Genomic DNA, 17,635 nt, shown 5'->3' on the forward strand with positions numbered 1-17,635 from the left:
GCCGAAAGCTGAAGCTTAGGCAAGGGTTACCTTACCAAGTGCGCCCGATCGCGACACGCGGCCCGCCCGGACTTGCGGAAACGCTGCGATCACCGAGGCACACGGATGCCGTGCGCGAGGGCGATCGGTGGGATCGCGGGGCGCACGGCATCCGGTGCTCAGTGGACGATGACCGGCTTCACCGTCCGCCCGTGGTGCATGTCGTCGATCGCCCGGGCGATGTCGTCGAGGGCGTACCGCCGCTCGAGCTTCTCCAGCGGCAGGCGCCCTTCGGCGTGCAGCGCGACGAGTCGCGGGATGAGCTCGCGCGGGTCGGCGTCGCCCATCGTGACGCCGCGGAGGATCTTGCCGGTCAGGATGCCCTGGATGTCGACGGGGATCTCGGTTCCCGGAGGCGGAGCCCCGCACACGAGCACCGTGCCGCGCGCGGCGGCGGCATCGAGGGCGGTCCGGGCGACCCCGGGGTGCCCGGTGGTGTCGAAGCTCAGGGTGACGCCGCGGCCACCGGTCAGCTCGGCCAGACGTGCGGCGACGTCTTCGTGCACGGCGTCGATGGTGTCGGTCGCCCCGAGCTCCCGCGCGAGGTCGAGGCGCGAGGACACGCGGTCGATTGCGATGAGACGCGCGGGCTCGCGGAGCGCCGCCGCCATCACCGCGGAGAGGCCGACCGCCCCGGCTCCGTAGACTGCCACGACATCCGCCGGTCCCGGGTCGAGCACGTTCCACATCGATCCGAAGCCGGTGAGCACGCCGCAGCCGAGCGGGGCGAGCGCCGCGAGGTCGGCGTCGTCGGCGACCCGCACCAGCGAGCGCTCGTCGGCGATCGCGTGGGTGCCGAAGGACGACTGCCCGAAGAAGTGCGCGGCGACCGGCTCCCCGTCGCGCGTGACTCCGCCCGAGTCGCCGTCGCGGAGCCCGCCGAGCAGGTTTCGCGGCAGCCACGTCTCGCAGTACGCCGGGTGGGCGCCGACGCAGGCGTCGCACGCGCCGCACGAGGTGAAGCTCAGGAGCACGGCATCCCCGGGGCTCACCCCGCGCACGCCCGGCCCGACGCGCTCGACGCGCCCGGCCCCCTCGTGCCCGATGATCCCCGGGGTGGGGAACGGGATGCCGCCGGCCAGCACCCCGAGATCGGTGTGGCAGAGACCGGTCGCGGTGAGCCGCACGAGCACCTCGCCGTGGCCGGGCTCGGCGTAGTCGACGTCGGCGACCGAGATCGTCCGCGTCCCGGGAGCGGCACTGTCTCGGCTCTCTTCGACGATCGCCGCGCGCCCCGCGGTCACTGCGCGCCGCCCAGGTCGAACACGATCGAATGGGCTTTCTGGTACGACTGCAGTGCTTCCGGGCCGCCCTCGCGTCCCCAGCCCGAGGCCTTCACCCCGCCGAAGGGCACGGCCGGGTCGAGGATCGCCCAGCCGTTCACCCAGGTGATGCCGGCGCGCAGGCGCGCGGCGATCCGGTGGGCGCGGGCGAGATCACCGGTCTGGATGCCGCTCGCCAGGCCGTACCGCGTGCCGTTCGCGAGCGCGACGGCCTCGTCCTCGGTGTCGAAGGGCTGCACGGTGAGGACCGGGCCGAACACCTCGTCCACGACGACCTCGGCCTCGGGATCGAGGTCGGCGAGGACCGTGGGCGCGTAGTAGAACCCGCCGTCTCGCTCGACCGCGTGGCCGCCCGTCACGACCCGCGCGCCCGCGGCACGTGCCCGATCGACCATCGCCGCGACCTTGTCGAGCTGCGTGCGGCTCGCGACCGGGCCGATCACGGTCGCCGGGTCCTCGATGTCGCCGAAGGGCACATGCGGTACGGCGTCTTTCAGGATGCCGAGCACCACCCCGTAGATCGGACGCTCGACCAGCAGCCGGGGGCCGGCCATGCAGAACTGTCCCGCATTGAACACGAAGGCCGAGATGACGGTGTGGATCGCGCGGTCGAGGTCGGCGTCCGCGAAGAGGATGTTCGCCGCGTTCCCGCCGAGCTCGGCGGTGAACGGCTTGAGCGACCGGCCGGCGAGGGCCGCCGCGTGCGCGCCGATCTCGGTCGACCCGGTGAACGCGACCTTGTCGACGTCGGGATGCGAGACGAGGTGGTCGCCGAGCGTCGAGCCGGGCCCCGTGACGACGTTGAACACGCCGTCGGGCACGCCGGCGTCGCGGAGCAGCTCCGCCATCAGCAGGGCGCTCAACGGGGTGTCGCTCGCGGGCTTGTGCACCACGGTGTTGCCGGCCACGAGCGCGGGAGCGATCTTCGTGCTCGACAGGATCAGCGGGAAGTTGAACGGCGTGATGGCCGTGACCACGCCGAGCGGCTCGGTGCGGACGTACGCGTGGGCGTCCGCGGTGATCTCGCGCACGTCGCCGTCGAGGCGATGGCCGAGAGCGGCGTAGTACTCGTACAGCTCGGCGGCGTTGTTGACGTCGACGACGCGGGCGAAGGTGATGGGCTTGCCGACGTCGAGGCTCTCGGCGTGCGCGAGTTCTTCGCTGCGCTCCCGCATGAGCGCGTAGGCCCGCTGGAGGATGCGTGCTCGTTCGCGGCTCGACATCCGCGGCCAGGGGCCCTCGTCGAAGGCGCGTCGGGCCGCGGCGACGGCGGCGTCGACGTCAGCGGTCGTGCCGCGCGCGACATCGGTGATCTTCTCGCCGGTGGACGGGGCGATGACGTCCATGCGGCCGCCGTCCGCGGCATCCGTCCATCGTCCGTCGATGAAGAGGCGGCCGGGCGCGGTGGTGACCGTGAGGCTCATCGCGTCACCTCCGCGGGGGCGACGATGTCGGCGAGGACGCCCGCGAACCACACCGGGTCGTCCTCGAAGGGCGTGTGGCCCGTGTCGACGCGCACGACGCGGGCACCGCTGCGCGCGACGAGGTGCTCCTGGAAGGCGGGCGGCACGAGCTCGTCGCGCTCGGTGAGCACGTAGGTCGTCGGCTTCGCGCGCCAGGCGACGCGCGTCACGGGCGAGGTGAAGGCGGTGAGCGACTGCGGACGGAAGGTGTCGGCGAGCTCGGCCGCGACCGTGTCGGGGATGCCCGCGGGAAGGTCGGCGGCGATCATCGCGATGCGCTCTTCGCGAGAGCGGCCCATCGAGACCATGCCGTCGGCGATCCCCCAGAAGTCCGGGATGCCACCGCCCACGGCCTGTTGGAGGGTCTCGCCCTCGTCGAGGGCGAAGGCCGCGACGTAGACGATCCGCTCGACCGACGGGTGGTCTCCGGCCTGAGTGGTGGGGATCCCGCCATAGGAATGCGCGATGAGGGTGACGGGGCCGTCGGCCTCGTCGAGTTTCGCGGTGATCGCGGCGGCGTCGGCGTACAGGTCGGCCGTGCTGCCGATGCTCGGCAGGGTCACCGTGTCGACGGCGAAGCCGCGTGCGCTCAGCTCGGCGGCGAGACGGTCGAACACCCAGGGCCCGGCCCAGGCACCGTGGACCAGAAGGATGCGGGGAGGGGAAGGGGTCATGCGTGCGCTCCTCGGACGGGGACGACCTCGGCGTCGTCTTCGCCAGTGTCCGACGCGCTCGGGCGGGGCGGTATCCGTAGGACTACCGAACGCGGGGCTTCCGGTCCCTTCGACAGGCTCAGGGACCTGGGTTGCGGGCTGGGGCACGTGGGGATGCGGGCTGGGGCACGTGGGGTGCGGGCTGGAGGACGTGGGGTGCGGGCTGGGGACGTGGGGTGCGGCGGAGGTGGCTGAGCTCGTCGAAGCCTCCGGTCCCTTCGACAGGCTCAGGGGGCTCCGGGAGCCTGGGGTGCGCGCTGGAGACCTGGGGTGCGGCGGAGGTGGCTGAGCTCGTCGAAGCCTCCGGGCGCGCTACGGCGCTCTACGGCACGCTCACCAGCGTCGACTGATACCAGGCCGCGATCTGCGCGCGCGAGGTGAAGCCGAGCTTGCCGAGGATGCGTTGCACGTGCGTGTCGACCGTCCGCACGCTCAGCACGAGCCGCTCGGCGATCTCGCGATTGCTGAGGCCCTCGTGCACTCCCGCGGCGACCTCGCTCTCGCGGGCGCTCAGGCCCGCGGCCGGTCGCCCGGGAGCTCCGGCGAAGGCGGCGGCCTCGGCGGGCGACAGTCGTTCGCCGACCGCCGAGAGCCGCTGGAAGGCCTCTTCGCCGAGCCGCTGGCGCACGACCGCGACGCAGCGGTCGTGCTGCGCGAGCATCTGGGGCCCGTGCACGGCGATACCCGAGTCGATGCGGCGCCACCAGGCCCGCGCGGCCCCCAGAAGGACGGCCGTGCGTTCGGTGGGGGAGCGCGCGGCGTCGATCCAGCTCAGCAGCTCCAGCACGAGGCAGTCGCCGACGGGGTCGTCGATCCCCTCCTCCATCGCGAGGGCCTCGCGCGCATGGCGCTCGGCGTCGTCGAGCTCGCCGTCGGCGTAGAGAGCGAGGCCGATCGCCCACAGGGAGAGCGATCGGATCCACCGCTCGCCGATCTCGGTGGCGTGGCGCAGCGCCTCGCGCGCGGGACCGAGAGTGTCGGGGAGCTCGCCCTGCACGAGGGCGACGGTCAGCTGGAACTGCGCGAGCAGCGCCTCTTCGGGTCGGCCGATCGAGCGGGAGAGCCGGATCGACCGGCTCAACTCCTCGCGCGCGAGGTCGCTTTCGCCCGCGAAGAGCGCGCGCGTCCCGCTCAATCGGCGAAGCTCCACCTCGCACTGCTCCTGTTCGGTCGGAGACAGTGACGGCAGGAGCCCCCGCGCTTCGTCGAGATGGGTTCGCGCCTCGTCGAGCGCGCCCTGGAGGACGCAGATCCAGGTCGCCACGAGCAGGGCGGGCGTCCGCCGCGACGCAGAGCCGCCGGCCAGACGCAGGAGGCGGCGGGTCCATCGCCGCCCCTCCGAGAGGAATCCCCCCACCGCCCAGTGGTAGCGGAGGTCGGAAAAGAACTCGAGCGCGATGTCGGTGTCGCTCGCCGCGGCCGTGCGCAGGGCGGCATCCAGTTCGGCGCGGTCGGCACGTTGACCGGCCAGGATCCGCCGCTGAGCCGGCCCGTACCAGTGCGTGCGCGCGAGGCGCGCGAGCCCGCGGTAGTACTCGAGGTGCCGGCGCACGAGATCGGGTTGTTCCCCCGACTCCTCGGCGCGGTCGCGCCCGTAGCCGCGGATCGTCTCGAGGAGGTGGAACCGGCCGGTCTCACGGTCGGCTTCGACGAGCGACTGGTCGATCAACTGCTCGAGGGTCTCGACGGTCGCGGCTTCGTCGCCGCCCGCGACGGCCGCCGCCGCGGGGAGGTCGAAGGGGCCGGCGAACACGCTGAGCGCCGCCCAGAGCGCGCGCTCGGGCGGTGTGCACAGCTCGTGGCTCCAGTCGACGACCGCGCGGAGGGTCCGTTGACGCGAGACCGGGGCCCGGGACCCCGCCCGCAAGAGGGTGAAACGCTGCGACAGGCGACGCGCGAGATCCGCGACCGAGAGGGTGCGCAGGCGCCCGGCGGCGAGCTCGATCGCGAGCGGCAGCCCGTCGAGCGCGCGGCACAGCTGGGCGGCGACGGCGTGGTCGGCGGGGGAGAGCTCGAACCCCGCGTCGGCGGCGCGGGCGCGCGCCACCAGAAGCTCCACGGCTTCGGCGGGCTCGTCTCCCGCGGTCTCCGTCCCCAGCGGGGGTACGGGGAAGACCTGCTCCCCGTCCACGTCGAGACGGCGTCGGCTGGTGGCCACGACCGTCAGGGACGGCAGGGCGTCGAGCAGCTCGTCGACCACGGAGGCGGCGGCGTCGATGACGTGCTCGCAGTTGTCGAGCACGAGGAGGGCGGTCTCATCGCTCAGCACGTCGACCACGAACTCGAGCGGTTCGCGGGCCGACAGGTCACCGAAGGGCAGGGCCTGCGCGATCGCGGCGACCACCCGCCGCGGATCGCTCACCGCGTCGAGACCGACGAAGTAGACGTTCGTCGACGTGCGTCGCGCGTGCGCGTTGGCGAGTCGCACGGCGAGACGTGTCTTGCCCACCCCGCCGACACCGGTGAGCGTGATGAGGCGCGTGCGTTCGAGCGCGTCGGCGAGGGCGTCCAGTTCGCGCCGACGCCCGACGAATTCGCTGCGCGGCTCTCTGATCACGGGGAGCTTCCTTGCGTCCGGGAATTCTCATTATCGGTCGGCGGTCGATTCACCGGAATGCTTTCCGCCCGGATTACGTGATTTCACGGATAGACGGGACCGTCGTCGTCCCCCGAACAATGGCGCCGGGCCCATCGGGGCCTTCGTGCCAACGATGTGTTCAACGACGAACCAGGAGAAAGTCCATGCGCAGAACCGTTCCCGCGGTCGCCACCGCAGCCCTCGTCCTCGCCCTCACCGCCTGTGCGGGAGGGGGATCCGCCGCCCCGGGCAACGCGTCCGGGCCCGTGAAGATCGGCATGGTCGTGCCGCTGACCGGCTTCCTCTCGGCCCTCGGGCAGGGCGACAAAGAGGCGGCCGAGCGCGTCGTCGCCGACCTCAACGCCGCCGGCGGCATCGACGGACGACAGGTCGAACTGACGGTCGTCGACGACAAGGCCGACGTGACCGAGTCGGTCAAGCAGTTCAACCAGTTGGCATCCGACCCCTCGTACTCGGCGATGCTCGCGAGCAGCTTCGTCTCGGCCGCCACCGCCGTGGGCAGCACCGCGCAGTCGGCGAAGATCCCCACGATCGCCCTCGGGCCGGTCGACGCCTTCGCCGACGGCAGCAACCCGTACGCGTTCACGTCGCCGCCGATCCCCGCGGTCTACGCGCGGGCGCTCGTCGACTACTGGGTCAGCCAGGGGGTGAAGACCCTCGCGATCGGCTACACCGGCGGCGACCTCTACGGCGGAAACGGAGACAAGGCCACGGCGGAGTACGCGAAGGAGGCCGGCATCGACGTCGTGCTCGACGAGTCGTACGACCAGACCGCGACCGACTTCACCCCGCTCATCACGAAGGTCGTCTCGGCGAAGCCCGACGCGTTCGTCGTCTGGGGCGCGGGCCCGGCTCCTGTCATCATCACGAAGCAGATCGCGGGCAAGGGCATCGCGACCTACTTCACCGGCGCCGAGGCCTCCGACCTGTACCTCCAGCCCGCGGGAGATGCCGCCGAGGGCGTGAAGGCCGCGGCGACCATCGCCCTGGGTGGTGACGCGCTGCCCGACGGGCCGTACAAGACCAAGGTCATGGCGGTCGCGAAGCCCTGGATGGATGCCAACGACGGGGCCTACCCGCCCGAGTTCGCGTTCGGTGGGGCATCGGGTGTCGAGCTCCTCGCCGCCGCGATCGACGCGGCAGACTCAACCGATCGGCAGAAGATCCGCGACGCTCTCGAGAAGACCGACCTGCTGACCTCGAACGGGCGCTACACCTACAGCCCCACCGACCACATGGGACTCGATGCGACCTCGCTCGCGATCTTCGAGGCGAAGGGCGGCAAATGGGTCCCGACCGAGGCCGCGACGAAGCAGTTCGCGACCGAGCTCCCGCAGTGAGCACGCCCACGCCCACCGGGGTCGGCTCGACGACCCACGGGTCCGTCGAGAACTCCTCCGCCGAGAACACCTCCGCAGGACTCGAGCTGGCGGGCCTCTCCCGCCGGTTCGGCGGGGTCTACGCCAACCGCGACATCTCGTTCCGGGTCGCTCCGGGCGAGCTCCGCGGCGTGATCGGACCGAACGGGGCCGGCAAGTCCACCCTGTTCGGTCTGATCAGCGGACACGTGCGCGCCCAGGAGGGCGTCATCCGCCTCGATGGCGAACGCATCGATCGCCTGCCCCCGCACCGCCGCGCCCGGCGCGGCATCGCGATCGTCTTCCAGGGTGCGCGCCTCTTCCCGGGCATGACCGTGCTCGAGAACGTCGCCGTCGGAGCGCACGCCCGCACCCGTTCGGGGGCTCTCGACGCCGCCGTGCGTTCGCCCCGTCACCGCCGCGAGGAGAGGGAGATCAGGGCGGATGCCGAGGAGGCCCTCGCCCGCGTCGGACTCGCCGACTGGGCGGGTCGGGGCGCTGAGCAGCTCCCGCTCGGGCAGCAGCGTCGGCTGCAGGTCGCGAGAGCTCTGACCGCCCGCCCCCGGGTGCTCCTCCTGGACGAGCCGGCGTCTGGCCTGCGCGCAGACGAGCGCGACGATCTGCGCGGTCTCATCCGCGAGCTGCACGACGACGGCACGACGATCCTGCTCATCGAGCACGACGTGGCGATGGTGACGGCCCTGGCCGACCGGATCTCCGTGCTCGATCTCGGCCGGCTCATCGCCGACGGGACGCCCGAGGAGATCCGCCGCGACCCCGCGGTGATCGCCGCGTATCTCGGAAGCGAGGCCGCCGCATGATGCTCGAGGTCGATGACCTGGTCGTGCGCTATGGCTCGGCGACGGCCCTCGACGGCGTCTCGTTGCGGGTCGATCCGGGCGAGCTCGTCGCGCTCGTCGGACCCAATGGCGCCGGCAAGACCTCGCTCGTCAACGCCGTCAGCGGTCTCGTGCGTCCGGCATCCGGAACCGTCCGTGTCGACGGCACGGTCGCCCAGGTTCCCGAGGGACGTCAGATGTTCGGAGACCTCAGCGTCGACGACAACCTGCGCCTCGGCGCCTGGCGGCGGCGATCTCGGCGGACGGATGCCGTGTACGAGCTGCTGCCCGACCTGCAGCGCCTCCGTCGTCAGCGTGCGGACACGCTCTCGGGCGGTCAGCAGCAGATGGTCGCCGTGGGGCGGGCGCTCATGGCCGAACCCGACCTTCTCGTCGTCGACGAGCTGTCGCTCGGGCTCGCGCCGCTGATCGCCGCCGACCTCGTGCGCCACCTCGCCGCCCTCAACGCCGACCGCGGCACCGCGGTGCTGCTCATCGAGCAGGAGGTGGGCCTTGCGTTCGGCCTCTGCTCTCGCGCGTACGTGCTGGATGCCGGGCGCATCGTCGCCGAAGGGCCGACGGCGCAGCTCGCCGCCGCCCCCGCCGTGCGCGCCGCGTATCTCGGCGGCTTCGACGAACAGGAGAACCTCTCGTGAATCACCCGCCCAGCACGGGGGAGCGGGCCGTCCCCGCCCCGTTCTCCTCCCCGATCACACGTCAGGATGTGATCTCGTGAGCGATCTCGCCACCTACCTGCTCAGCGGTCTCGCCCTCGCGGGGTCGTTCGCTCTCGTCGGCAGCGGCATCGTCGTCGTCTACCGCGTGACCCACGTGCTGAACTTCGCGCAGGGCTCGTTCGTCGTCTTCGGTGCGTTCCTCTCGCAGACCTTCCGTCAGCTCGGGCTCCCGCCCGGACTCTCCGAGCTCGCGGCGGTTGTCGTCGTCGGTCTCATCGGCTTCGTCGTGGGGGCCGTCGCGATCGGCAAGCCCGGCACGCACCCGATGACGTCGCTGCTGATCACGCTGGGGATGTCGCTGGTCGCCGCTGCCGTCATCATCGCCGTCTGGGGGCAGAACCCCGTCTCGCCCGCGGGGATCTCGGGCACTGTCCGGCTGTTCGGTGCCGAGATCGAGACGCAGCGGCTGCTGACCCTCGCGGTGGCCGTCGTGACGCTCGCCGCGATGAGTCTGCTGTTCACGCGCACCGACATCGGTCGCGCGCTCACGGCCGCGGCATCCAATCCCCGGGCGGCCCGACTCGTCGGGATCGACACCCGCGTGATGGGCCTGCTGTCGTTCACGATCGCGGGAGTGCTCGGCGGTCTCGCCGGGGTGCTGATCGCGCCCACCACGGCGGTGTCGGTGACCTCCGACCTGCCGTTCGTGCTCAGCGCGCTCGCCGCCGCCGTGTTCGGGGGGCTCCGGAGCCCGTGGATGACGTTCGTCGGCGCCCTCGTCCTGGGGGTGACCGGGCAGCTCGTCGCGGGCTACGCGAACGGCTCGTACCAGACCCAGATCGCGCTCATCATGATGCTCGTCATCATGATCGCGCGGTCGCGTTCCTTCACCGCCGAGGAGGCGAAATGACCCGCATCGTCATCGCGATGGCCGCGATCGCCGCCGCCATCGCCCCGCTGCTGCTGACCGACCAGACGTTCTTCGTGCAGACCGCGCTGACCGCGCTCGTCGTCACGGGGCTGTCTCTGTTCATGGGCTACGCCGGTCAGGCCTCGCTCGGCCAGGGCGCTTTCGTCGCCGTGGGCGGACTCACCGTCGCGGTCGGGACGGTGACCCTCGGCATCCCGCCCCTCGTCGCGCTCGTCGCCGCTCCCGTGCTCGGGGCGCTCGTCGCCGCTCTCGTGGGCTGGCCACTGCTGCGGTTGCGCGGGCACTACCTCGCGTTCGGCTCGCTCGCGGTGCTGCTGATCATCCAGACGGTCATGGCCACAGCGCCCCTGTTCGGCGCGGGCGTCGGGATCTTCGGCATCCCTCCGCTCTCGGTCGGGGGTCTCGTCGTCACCGATCAGCGCGTGTACTCGTACGTCGCGCTGGCCGCGCTCGCCGCGGCGCTGCTGGTCTGCCACAACCTCGTCCGGTCGCGCTTCGGTCGGGGGATCCGTGCGCTCGCCGGGAGCGAGTCGGCGGCCGCGTCGAGCGGGGTGCCGATCCTGCGCAGCAAGCTCACCGTGTTCGCGGTGGCGGGCGGATTCGCGGGGTTCGCGGGGGCGCTGGGAGCGTTCTTCACCCCGTACGTCAGCCAGGACACCTACCCGCCGTTCGTCTCGTTCGGGTACGTCGTGATGGCGGTCGTGGGAGGTCTCGGGTCGGTGTGGGGCGGGGTCGTGGGGACCCTCGCGCTGAGTCTGTGGCTGCAGGTGCTGAGCGCGCTGAGCGCGACGCCCGGGATGCCGGCGGCGGCCGGGCCGATCCTGCAGTACGCCGGGTACGGGATCGTGCTGGTGGTCTTCCTGCTGTTCGTGCCGCGGGGGATCGTGCCGACGCTCGCGGGGCTGCGGGCGCGGCGCCACGGGGTACCGGCGGGAGCGCGGGCTCCCCTCACCCCAACCGCTGTAGCATCCGCGCCGCGAGGAACCGCGCACGACCGCGCGGGGTGAGCGGGTCGTAGCCGAGCTGCCGGGTCCAGCTCTCGTGCCGGGACTGCAGGCTGCTGTGGTGCAGCGAGAGCCGGGTCGCCGCGGCGCGGATGCTCTCGCTGTCGACGACCACATCGAGCGCCTCGAGCGTCCGGGCGTCGAGGGCGTCGAGCGCGGCGAGATCCGGATGCCGTGGACCCGACGGATGGAACGCGCGGGCGAGCTCGACGAGAACGCCGAGCTCGCCCGCATCGACCACGCGATGCCTGTCGTCGGCCAGCCGCAGGGCGAGGCGGGCGTCGGCGCAGGCGCGGGGGAGGTCGTCGAGATCGCGCGCGACACTCGTGCCCACGGGCCCCTCGGGCGGGACGACCTCGCCGAGGCCGATCCAGACCGCGCCCTCCGCGGTGGCGAGCACGGTGGAGGCCGTGGTCACGTGCCGCGAGTGGGGCGGCGCGGCCACGACGCGGACCTCCCCGTCGAGGCGGAGGCGATGCGCGGCCGCTTCGCGATCCACGCGCGAGACGCCGGCGTCGATCACACGCTCGACCGCGCCGGTGGTCGGGTCGGCGCGGGCGGTGATGATCGCGAGGGCGACCTGCGCGCGATCGACGATCATCGCGTCGTTGACGGCCGACCCGGTGTCGCGCTGGAGCCAGACGCACGGGGCGTCCGTGTCCGACAGGGACGCGGGCGGGGTCGGGGTGATCCGCGCGCCGTCGGCGTCGATGCCGAGCAGGCGACCGCGCACGCGGGCTCCCGCGGTCGTCCCGCCGAGGATCGCGGCCGCCCGGACCACCGACTCCACGCCCGCGCCGCCGGCGATGAGGGAGTCGAAGTAGTCGATGATCTTCACCGACTCGCTCGCCGCGGGATCGAGGACTCTCAGGCGTCCCGCGAGTTCCTGCATGGCGTCACTCCTTCGTCCCGCGCGGCCGTGTCGCACACAGCATAGGGCGGGGGATCGCCCCGCCGCCCGCGCGTCCGCCTCACCCCAGCAGCCGACGGATCCACCGGTCCCGCGCCTCGACGGCGTCGTGGGAGAGGGCCGCCTGCGGGGCGAATCCCTCGAAGGCGTGGAAGCCCCCGGGCCAGACGTGCAGTTCGGCCCGGCCTCCCGCCGCCCAGATGGCCGACGCATAGGCGACGTCCTCGTCGCGGAACACCTCCGCGCTGCCGCAGTCGATGAACGCGGGAGGGAGGTCCGACAGGTCGGTCGCCCGTGCGGGAGCCGCGTAGATCGACACCCCGTCGGTGCCGCGACGCTCGCCGAGGAGCGCGTTCCACCCGAGCAGGTTGCTCGCGCGATCCCACACGCCCACGCCCTGGATCTGATGCGTCGAGACGGTCGCGTCGCGGTCGTCGAGCATCGGATACATCAGCATCTGGCCGATGAGGTGGGGTCCCCGCCGGTCGCGCGCGAGCAGGGCGACCCCCGCTGCGAGCCCGCCGCCGGCGCTGCCGCCCGCGATGAGGAGCCGCTCGTGCTCGATGCCGAGCTCCTCCGCGTGCGCGGCCGTCCAGACGAGTCCCGCATAGCAGTCCTCGACCGGATACGGGTCGGGGAACTCGGGTGCCAGTCGGTACTCGACGGTCACCATGACGGCGTTGTAGCGGTGCAGCCATTCGGCGAAGCCCTCGACGCCGGTGAAACGATCGCCGAAGATCATGCCGCCGCCGTGCGTGTGGAAGATCCCGGGGCCGTGTCCGGTGCGTCCTTTCGCCTCGACGATCGAGACGACGATCTCCGCGCCCTCGTAGCCGGGGATAGTCACGTCGCGGGACTGCAGGTCGGCGGTGTCGAGGATCTCGTCGCGGGTCGGCATCCCCGGCACGCTCGCCGAGCGCATCACCGGCACCATCTCGGCGGTCAGCGTCGGGGGCACCATCTGCGAGATCACCCCCAGCATCGTCTCGAGTTCGGGATCGAAGGGAGGGCGGTTCGGGATGCCGTCGACGGCGAGGGTGGCCAGGTGGCCGTCGGTGGCAGTGATGACGCCGGCAGCCGATTCCTCGGGATGCGATTCGCGGGTCATGATGACTCCTTCGTCGGGGACGCCTCGTCGCGTCCGTCTCGATTGTGCGCGCGGCGGTGCGCCCGGTGCCCCGCCACGCGGCGGAAGATCACCGGGGGCGGGCCGACAGGTGGCGGGTATGCGGGTGTCCGGATGCCGAGCGCCGCCGGTGAGTCCCCGGCCCGCCCGTACGCGCCCCGCCCGCACGCGCCCCGCCCGTACGCGCCCCGCCCGCACGCGCCCCGCCCGTACGCGCCCCGCCCGTACGCGCCCCGCCCGCACGCGCCCCGCCCGTACGCGCCCCGGCCGCACGTGCCGTCCCGGCCCGCCCGCACGCCCCGCCCCGATGCGCCCCCGGGGCGCCCGCGATCACCGGCGGACTCCCGACCCACGGCATCCCGCTCAGTCGCTCGCCTTCTCGATCCCGCGCGTGCGGATCTCTTCGAGGTCGAGGTTGGCGAGGATCTTCCGCGCGACGAGGTCGTCGATCGTGCCTTCGCGTCGCAGCCGCAGGAGCACCTCTCGCTTGCGGTCGAGGATCGCCAGGCGCAGCCGGGTCGCCTCCTTGTGCCGGATGAGCGGGGAGCGCTGGGTCACGTCGATGTCGTCGCTCACGGCGATCATCTCGAGCCCGCCGAGGGTGCGTCGCCCTTCGTCGTCGGTGCCGGCGGGAGGAACCGGTCCCATCGTCGACGAGGTCGAACCGCCGCCGTCGTCGTCGACCGAGGAGTCGAGAGAGGCGTCGAGCTCGGCCAGATCGCGCTCCTCGATCGCGCGCTGGCGGGCGACGGCGCGGGCGTTGGCGAGCTCGAGGCGCTCGTATCCCTCGCGGCGAGCGCGGTCACGCACCCGATCGCTGATGCCGTGCTCGACGGCGAGGTCGTCGAGGGCGGCGAGCGCCGCTCCCGAGATCGCGCGCTCGGCGAGCTCGTACTCTTCGATCGCGGCATCGTCGTTCGGGAGCTTCGCCCAGCGGATGACCACGGGAAGCAGGGGCCCCTGCACAAGGAGTGTGAGGACGATGACCCCCGCCGTGACGAACACCACCGCGTCGCGTCCGGCGACCGGCGCGCCGCTCTCGGTCGTGATGGGCACCGAGAGTGCGATCGCGAGCGAGACGGCGCCACGGAAGCCGGCGACGGTGCTGACCATCCGGGAACGGTGTCGGAGCGAACGCGTCGACCCGGCCGCGGGGCGCGAGAAGGGGCTGAACAGCCACTGGAACAGATAGCGCACGAGGAAGAGCGCGATCCAGGCCGCCACCGTGATCAGCGACAGGATGCCGATCTCGGAGGGCGAGATCTCGTGCAGGACGAGCTGGACCTCGAGGCCGATCAACACGAACAGCGCACCGTTGAGCAGGTAGACGCCGAAGGGCCACGTGGCATCCGCGGCTCGACGAGACATCGCCGTGGTGATCCGGGGCGAGACCCAGGCCACGATGAGGCCCGCGAAGACGACCGCGAGCACCCCGGACGCGTCGATCAGCTCCGCGACCAGGAACGACACGAACGGCACGAGCAGCATCGTGAGGTTGATGGTGAGAGTGGACTGCATGCGCCGCAGGGCGAAGTAGGCCAGAGCGGCGACGGCGATGCCCGCGGCCGCGCCGCCGAGGTACGACAGCAGCACCATTCCGGTGATCGACCACGGGGTGACCTGGCCGCCGAGCAGCAGTGACACCGCGATCGCGTACAGGACGAGGGCCGTGCCGTCATTGGTGAGGCTCTCGGCCTTCAGCTTCATGAAGGTCTTCTGAGGGAGCAGCCGCCCGAGGGCGGCGACCGCCGTCGCGTCGGGCGGCGCGACCGCCGCGCCGATGACGAGCGCGGCCTCCCACGGCACGCCCATCCAGGTCGCGACACCCGCGACGGCGAAGGCGGATGCCACCACCAGCAGCGTGCTCATCGGGATGATGTACCGCAACGATCGGCGAACCGAGCGCAGTGACGTGGTCCACGCCTCGCGGAACAGCATGACGGGAAGGAAGAGCAGCAGCACGGTCTCGGGCGGGAGCTCGATCGCGCGCAGCTCGGGGATGAACCCCAGCGCGAGCCCGATGACGAGGAGGACGAGCGGCGTCGCCACCCGTAGACGCGGCGCGAGGATCGTCCCCACCAGCATCGCGAGTCCGAGCAGGACCGTGACCTCGAGTCCTTGCATTGTTACCGCCTTCCGCCGTGCCCTTCAGCAGACAGCGTAGAGAGGGGCCAGGACATTCCCGTCGCTCTTTTCGCGAGCTGCGGACAGCATCGCGTCCGGGCCTCCTGTGCAGGACGGGACGGGGCCCGCGTGCAGAAGATTTCCCGTCACCGCCCACGAAGGCGTTCTCCCCGCGGACGCTCGGTGACGTCCACGGCCGTTTCGGAGACGCCCTCAGGAGACCTCCCGCGACAGCGACGCCCCGTACGCCCGCCATGCCTCGCCGAGCCGTTGCAGGCCGGCCTCGAGCACGTGCGCTTCCGGGGTCACCGGGAGGCGGATGTGGTCGTCGGCATCCATATCCGAGGTGAACTGCGCCGATCCCGCGACCGAGACCCCGAACCCGGCCGCGTGGCGGGAGAAGGCCGCCGCGGAGCCCGCGGGCAGCTGCGCCCAGATGCACAGTCCGCCGCGCGGAGGTCGCCACCGCCAGTCGGGGAGATGCGCCTGGAGCAGCCGCCCCGTCGTGACGGCGGCGTCACGGTGCACCGTCGCGACGTCGCGGCGCAGGGCGGGAGCCTCGGCGAGCAGGTCGAGGGCCAGCATCTGCGCGGGAACACTGGTCGAGAGATCGGTGCTCTGGCGGAGGCCGCGCAGTCGCCGCACGAGCACCGGGTCTGCGCGCAGCCATCCGACCCGCAGCCCCTCCCACGCCCACTTCGACAGTGATTCGACGACGATGATCGGTGCGTCGGGCCGGAGGGCCGCCAGCGACGGCGGCGTGATGCCGTCGAACGACACGTGCGCGAGCACCCGGTCCTCGACCACGGTCACGCCGTGATCGGCGGCGAGGTCGGCGATCCGCTGACGGACGGCCGGACTCGTCTGCATCCCGGTCGGGTTGTGGTTGTGGGGGTTCAGGGCGATGAGCACGGGGCGACGCACCACGATCGCCATCTCGAGCGCCTCGACGTCGATCCCGTCGGGAGTGAGCCGGATGCCGTGGACGTGGCCGCCGCGTCGGCGCACGGCATCCGTGAGTCCGGGCCAGGCGACCTCCTCGGTGAGCACGGTGTCGCCGGGGGAGACGACCTCGTCGACGAGCAGGCTGAGGGCCTGTTGTCCCCCGTGCGTCACGAGCACCTGCGCCGGCGTCGTCGGGGTTCCGTCCTCGGTCATCGCGAGGGCCATCGCGGCGCGAAGATCCGGGAGTCCCGCGGGGTCGGCCTCGACGGTCGTGGCGTCGAGCACGGGTCGATGACGCTGGACGATGCCGACCGCGCGCGGCGAGATCGCGGGCACCGCACGCAGCAGGTTGATACTCGACGGCAGGGTCGCGTAGAGCGCCTCGCCGCGCCCGGCTGCTTGGCGCGCGGCGAGGGGAGCGGCGCCGGCGACGCGCGTTCCGCTGCCCTGGCGACGATCGAGGATGCCCTCGTCGTACAGGCGCGCGTACGCACTGACCACGGTTCCGCGTGAGACGGCGACGGTGGCGGCGAGCGTCCGCTCGGACGGAAGGCGGTCGCCGCCGCGCAGCTCTCCCTCGCGGACCAGACGGGCGATCGCCTCGGCGAGGCTGGCGCTCAGGGTCGCGTCGGTCGTCGCCCAGCGCCCGATCCGAACCGCCAGGCGCTCCGCCGAGACGATGGCTGTGCGATGGTCCACCAGGCCGGAAGTGGCTCTGTCATCGAGGGTCATAAACCCCGATTGTGGGCCAATGACCCGCTTCGACTCTCCCGAATCCGCTTTTGTCAGTCCACTGAGTCCGGATTGGACCATCGCCGACGTGCTCGAGTGGATCGCCGCGTCGGACGACCGCTGCCACGACGAGCGTCTCCTCGGGATTCTGGATGCCGTGGACCGGGCGCTTCACCCCTCTTCGGCTCGCGCGGCGACTCGCGTCGTCGTGCACGTGCGGGCGCTGGCCGCGCGGGTGGCGGCGGAGCCGAGCGTGGGGGAGCGGGTGCTGGGCGAGGTGCTCGCGGTTCGCGACCGTGAGACGCCTGCCGTGGCCGAGGGGGAGGTTCTCGTTCCCGCGTGAGGCGCGCGGGCGACGCGCCGGCACGGGCTCCCGTCTAGGTGGACGCCGGCGGGGTGCGGCGCCTCGGCAGGATCTTCGTGAAAAGCACGAAGAAGAACGCCCAGAGCAGGATGCCGGTCCCGAGGAACACCGCGACCACGCCGAGGTAGTGCCACCCGGTGTCGAGCGGGAACCACCCGCTCAGCAGCAGCGCGGGCAGCACCGTCACGGTCATGACCACGAAATGCACGAGTGTCTGCGTGCGCATGCTCCACGCCTCGACCTGGTAGATCACGGACGCCCCCGACACGGCGGCCGCGATGACGCCGACCGCGAGCGTCGCGCGTCCGTCGTCGGGCTTTCCCTGGGCGAGGAGCGCGATGCCGATCGCGCTCATGATGACGAGGGGGATACCCGCTCGGAGGAGCACAGCGCCGAGCAGTTTCATGGGGCCAGCTGAGGGAACGAGGGATCCGGCCCCGCGGTGGGAGCCCCGCGCGGCGCGGTGTGACCGGGGTGGGGTGTGTCAGCGGCATCGATGTTCGGTGTCGGTGCGGCGTGGGTGGTGGG

15 protein-coding genes are annotated in these 17,635 nt (G+C 72.2%); 6 read left to right on the plus strand and 9 right to left on the minus strand.

Going from position 1 to position 17,635, the window contains the following annotated elements; genetic code table 11:
* Positions 1–158 precede the first annotated feature (158 nt).
* From P2P98_RS12225 to P2P98_RS12240, 4 genes are all read right to left on the minus strand, one after another.
* Positions 159–1,283, minus strand: a complete 1,125-nt coding sequence (locus P2P98_RS12225) for an NAD(P)-dependent alcohol dehydrogenase (protein WP_275800126.1) — start codon at positions 1,281–1,283, stop codon at positions 159–161.
* Positions 1,280–2,746, minus strand: coding sequence for an aldehyde dehydrogenase family protein (locus P2P98_RS12230; RefSeq protein WP_275800127.1), 1,467 nt, complete (start codon positions 2,744–2,746; stop codon positions 1,280–1,282). The genes P2P98_RS12225 and P2P98_RS12230 overlap by 4 nt, the downstream gene beginning before the upstream one ends.
* Positions 2,743–3,459, minus strand: a complete 717-nt coding sequence (locus P2P98_RS12235; protein ID WP_275800128.1) for an alpha/beta hydrolase — start codon at positions 3,457–3,459, stop codon at positions 2,743–2,745. The genes P2P98_RS12230 and P2P98_RS12235 overlap by 4 nt, the downstream gene beginning before the upstream one ends.
* A 361-nt stretch (positions 3,460–3,820) precedes the next feature.
* Entirely contained in the window at positions 3,821–6,055 is a 2,235-nt protein-coding gene (locus tag P2P98_RS12240; protein ID WP_275800129.1) for a LuxR C-terminal-related transcriptional regulator, read from the minus strand.
* Between the two features lie 185 nt (positions 6,056–6,240).
* On the opposite strand from P2P98_RS12240, the gene P2P98_RS12245 reads away from it, so the two are divergent.
* From P2P98_RS12245 to P2P98_RS12265, 5 genes are all read left to right on the plus strand, one after another.
* The gene (locus P2P98_RS12245; protein WP_275800130.1) at positions 6,241–7,437 is read left to right on the plus strand and encodes an ABC transporter substrate-binding protein; all 1,197 of its coding nucleotides are present in this window, start codon (positions 6,241–6,243) and stop codon (positions 7,435–7,437) included.
* Positions 7,434–8,276, plus strand: a complete 843-nt coding sequence (locus P2P98_RS12250) for an ABC transporter ATP-binding protein (RefSeq protein ID WP_275800131.1) — start codon at positions 7,434–7,436, stop codon at positions 8,274–8,276. The genes P2P98_RS12245 and P2P98_RS12250 overlap by 4 nt, the downstream gene beginning before the upstream one ends.
* Entirely contained in the window at positions 8,273–8,950 is a 678-nt protein-coding gene (locus P2P98_RS12255; RefSeq protein ID WP_275800132.1) for an ABC transporter ATP-binding protein, read from the plus strand. Before P2P98_RS12250 ends, P2P98_RS12255 begins: the two co-directional genes overlap by 4 nt.
* Before the next feature lie 76 nt (positions 8,951–9,026).
* A complete protein-coding gene (locus P2P98_RS12260) occupies positions 9,027–9,881 on the plus strand; it encodes a branched-chain amino acid ABC transporter permease (RefSeq protein ID WP_058594834.1) in 855 nt (284 codons plus the stop codon).
* The gene (locus P2P98_RS12265) at positions 9,878–10,909 is read left to right on the plus strand and encodes a branched-chain amino acid ABC transporter permease (protein WP_275800133.1); all 1,032 of its coding nucleotides are present in this window, start codon (positions 9,878–9,880) and stop codon (positions 10,907–10,909) included. Before P2P98_RS12260 ends, P2P98_RS12265 begins: the two co-directional genes overlap by 4 nt.
* On the opposite strand, the gene P2P98_RS12270 is transcribed toward P2P98_RS12265, so the two are convergent.
* From P2P98_RS12270 to P2P98_RS12285, 4 genes are all read right to left on the minus strand, one after another.
* On the minus strand, positions 10,851–11,798 hold the full coding sequence (locus P2P98_RS12270) for a hypothetical protein (protein WP_275800134.1): 948 nt from the start codon (positions 11,796–11,798) through the stop codon (positions 10,851–10,853). The two genes, P2P98_RS12265 and P2P98_RS12270, sit on opposite strands and share 59 nt — an antisense overlap.
* 79 nt (positions 11,799–11,877) lie before the next feature.
* Positions 11,878–12,924 carry an alpha/beta hydrolase gene (locus P2P98_RS12275; RefSeq protein WP_275800135.1) on the minus strand — a complete coding sequence of 349 codons (1,047 nt, stop codon included), beginning with the start codon at positions 12,922–12,924 and terminating at the stop codon, positions 11,878–11,880.
* A gap of 381 nt (positions 12,925–13,305) precedes the next feature.
* Positions 13,306–15,066 (minus strand): Na+/H+ antiporter, encoded by a 1,761-nt coding sequence (locus P2P98_RS12280; protein WP_275800136.1) that lies wholly within the window; start codon positions 15,064–15,066, stop codon positions 13,306–13,308.
* Positions 15,067–15,279: 213 nt separating this feature from the next.
* Entirely contained in the window at positions 15,280–16,743 is a 1,464-nt protein-coding gene (locus P2P98_RS12285; RefSeq protein ID WP_275800137.1) for a PLP-dependent aminotransferase family protein, read from the minus strand.
* A gap of 19 nt (positions 16,744–16,762) precedes the next feature.
* Between P2P98_RS12285 and P2P98_RS12290 the strand changes: the two genes are divergently transcribed.
* Entirely contained in the window at positions 16,763–17,086 is a 324-nt protein-coding gene (locus P2P98_RS12290) for a hypothetical protein (protein ID WP_275800139.1), read from the plus strand.
* Positions 17,087–17,120: 34 nt separating this feature from the next.
* Here the strand turns inward: P2P98_RS12290 and P2P98_RS12295 are convergent, their stop codons facing one another.
* Positions 17,121–17,513, minus strand: a complete 393-nt coding sequence (locus P2P98_RS12295) for a DUF3021 domain-containing protein (RefSeq protein ID WP_275800141.1) — start codon at positions 17,511–17,513, stop codon at positions 17,121–17,123.
* Positions 17,514–17,635: the final 122 nt, after the last annotated feature.

The organism is Microbacterium sp. Kw_RZR3, assembly GCF_029222405.1.
Lineage (GTDB): Bacteria > Actinomycetota > Actinomycetes > Actinomycetales > Microbacteriaceae > Microbacterium.

Coding starts and splice junctions, on each gene's coding strand:
- P2P98_RS12230 (WP_275800127.1), bottom strand. CDS start 2,746: ATGAGCCTCACGGTCACCACCGCGCCCGGCCGCCTCTTCATCGACGGA.
- P2P98_RS12235 (WP_275800128.1), bottom strand. CDS start 3,459: ATGACCCCTTCCCCTCCCCGCATCCTTCTGGTCCACGGTGCCTGGGCC.
- P2P98_RS12245 (WP_275800130.1), top strand. CDS start 6,241: ATGCGCAGAACCGTTCCCGCGGTCGCCACCGCAGCCCTCGTCCTCGCC.
- P2P98_RS12255 (WP_275800132.1), top strand. CDS start 8,273: ATGATGCTCGAGGTCGATGACCTGGTCGTGCGCTATGGCTCGGCGACG.
- P2P98_RS12265 (WP_275800133.1), top strand. CDS start 9,878: ATGACCCGCATCGTCATCGCGATGGCCGCGATCGCCGCCGCCATCGCC.
- P2P98_RS12270 (WP_275800134.1), bottom strand. CDS start 11,798: ATGCAGGAACTCGCGGGACGCCTGAGAGTCCTCGATCCCGCGGCGAGC.
- P2P98_RS12275 (WP_275800135.1), bottom strand. CDS start 12,924: ATGACCCGCGAATCGCATCCCGAGGAATCGGCTGCCGGCGTCATCACT.
- P2P98_RS12280 (WP_275800136.1), bottom strand. CDS start 15,066: ATGCAAGGACTCGAGGTCACGGTCCTGCTCGGACTCGCGATGCTGGTG.
- P2P98_RS12285 (WP_275800137.1), bottom strand. CDS start 16,743: ATGACCCTCGATGACAGAGCCACTTCCGGCCTGGTGGACCATCGCACA.
- P2P98_RS12290 (WP_275800139.1), top strand. CDS start 16,763: ATGACCCGCTTCGACTCTCCCGAATCCGCTTTTGTCAGTCCACTGAGT.
- P2P98_RS12295 (WP_275800141.1), bottom strand. CDS start 17,513: ATGAAACTGCTCGGCGCTGTGCTCCTCCGAGCGGGTATCCCCCTCGTC.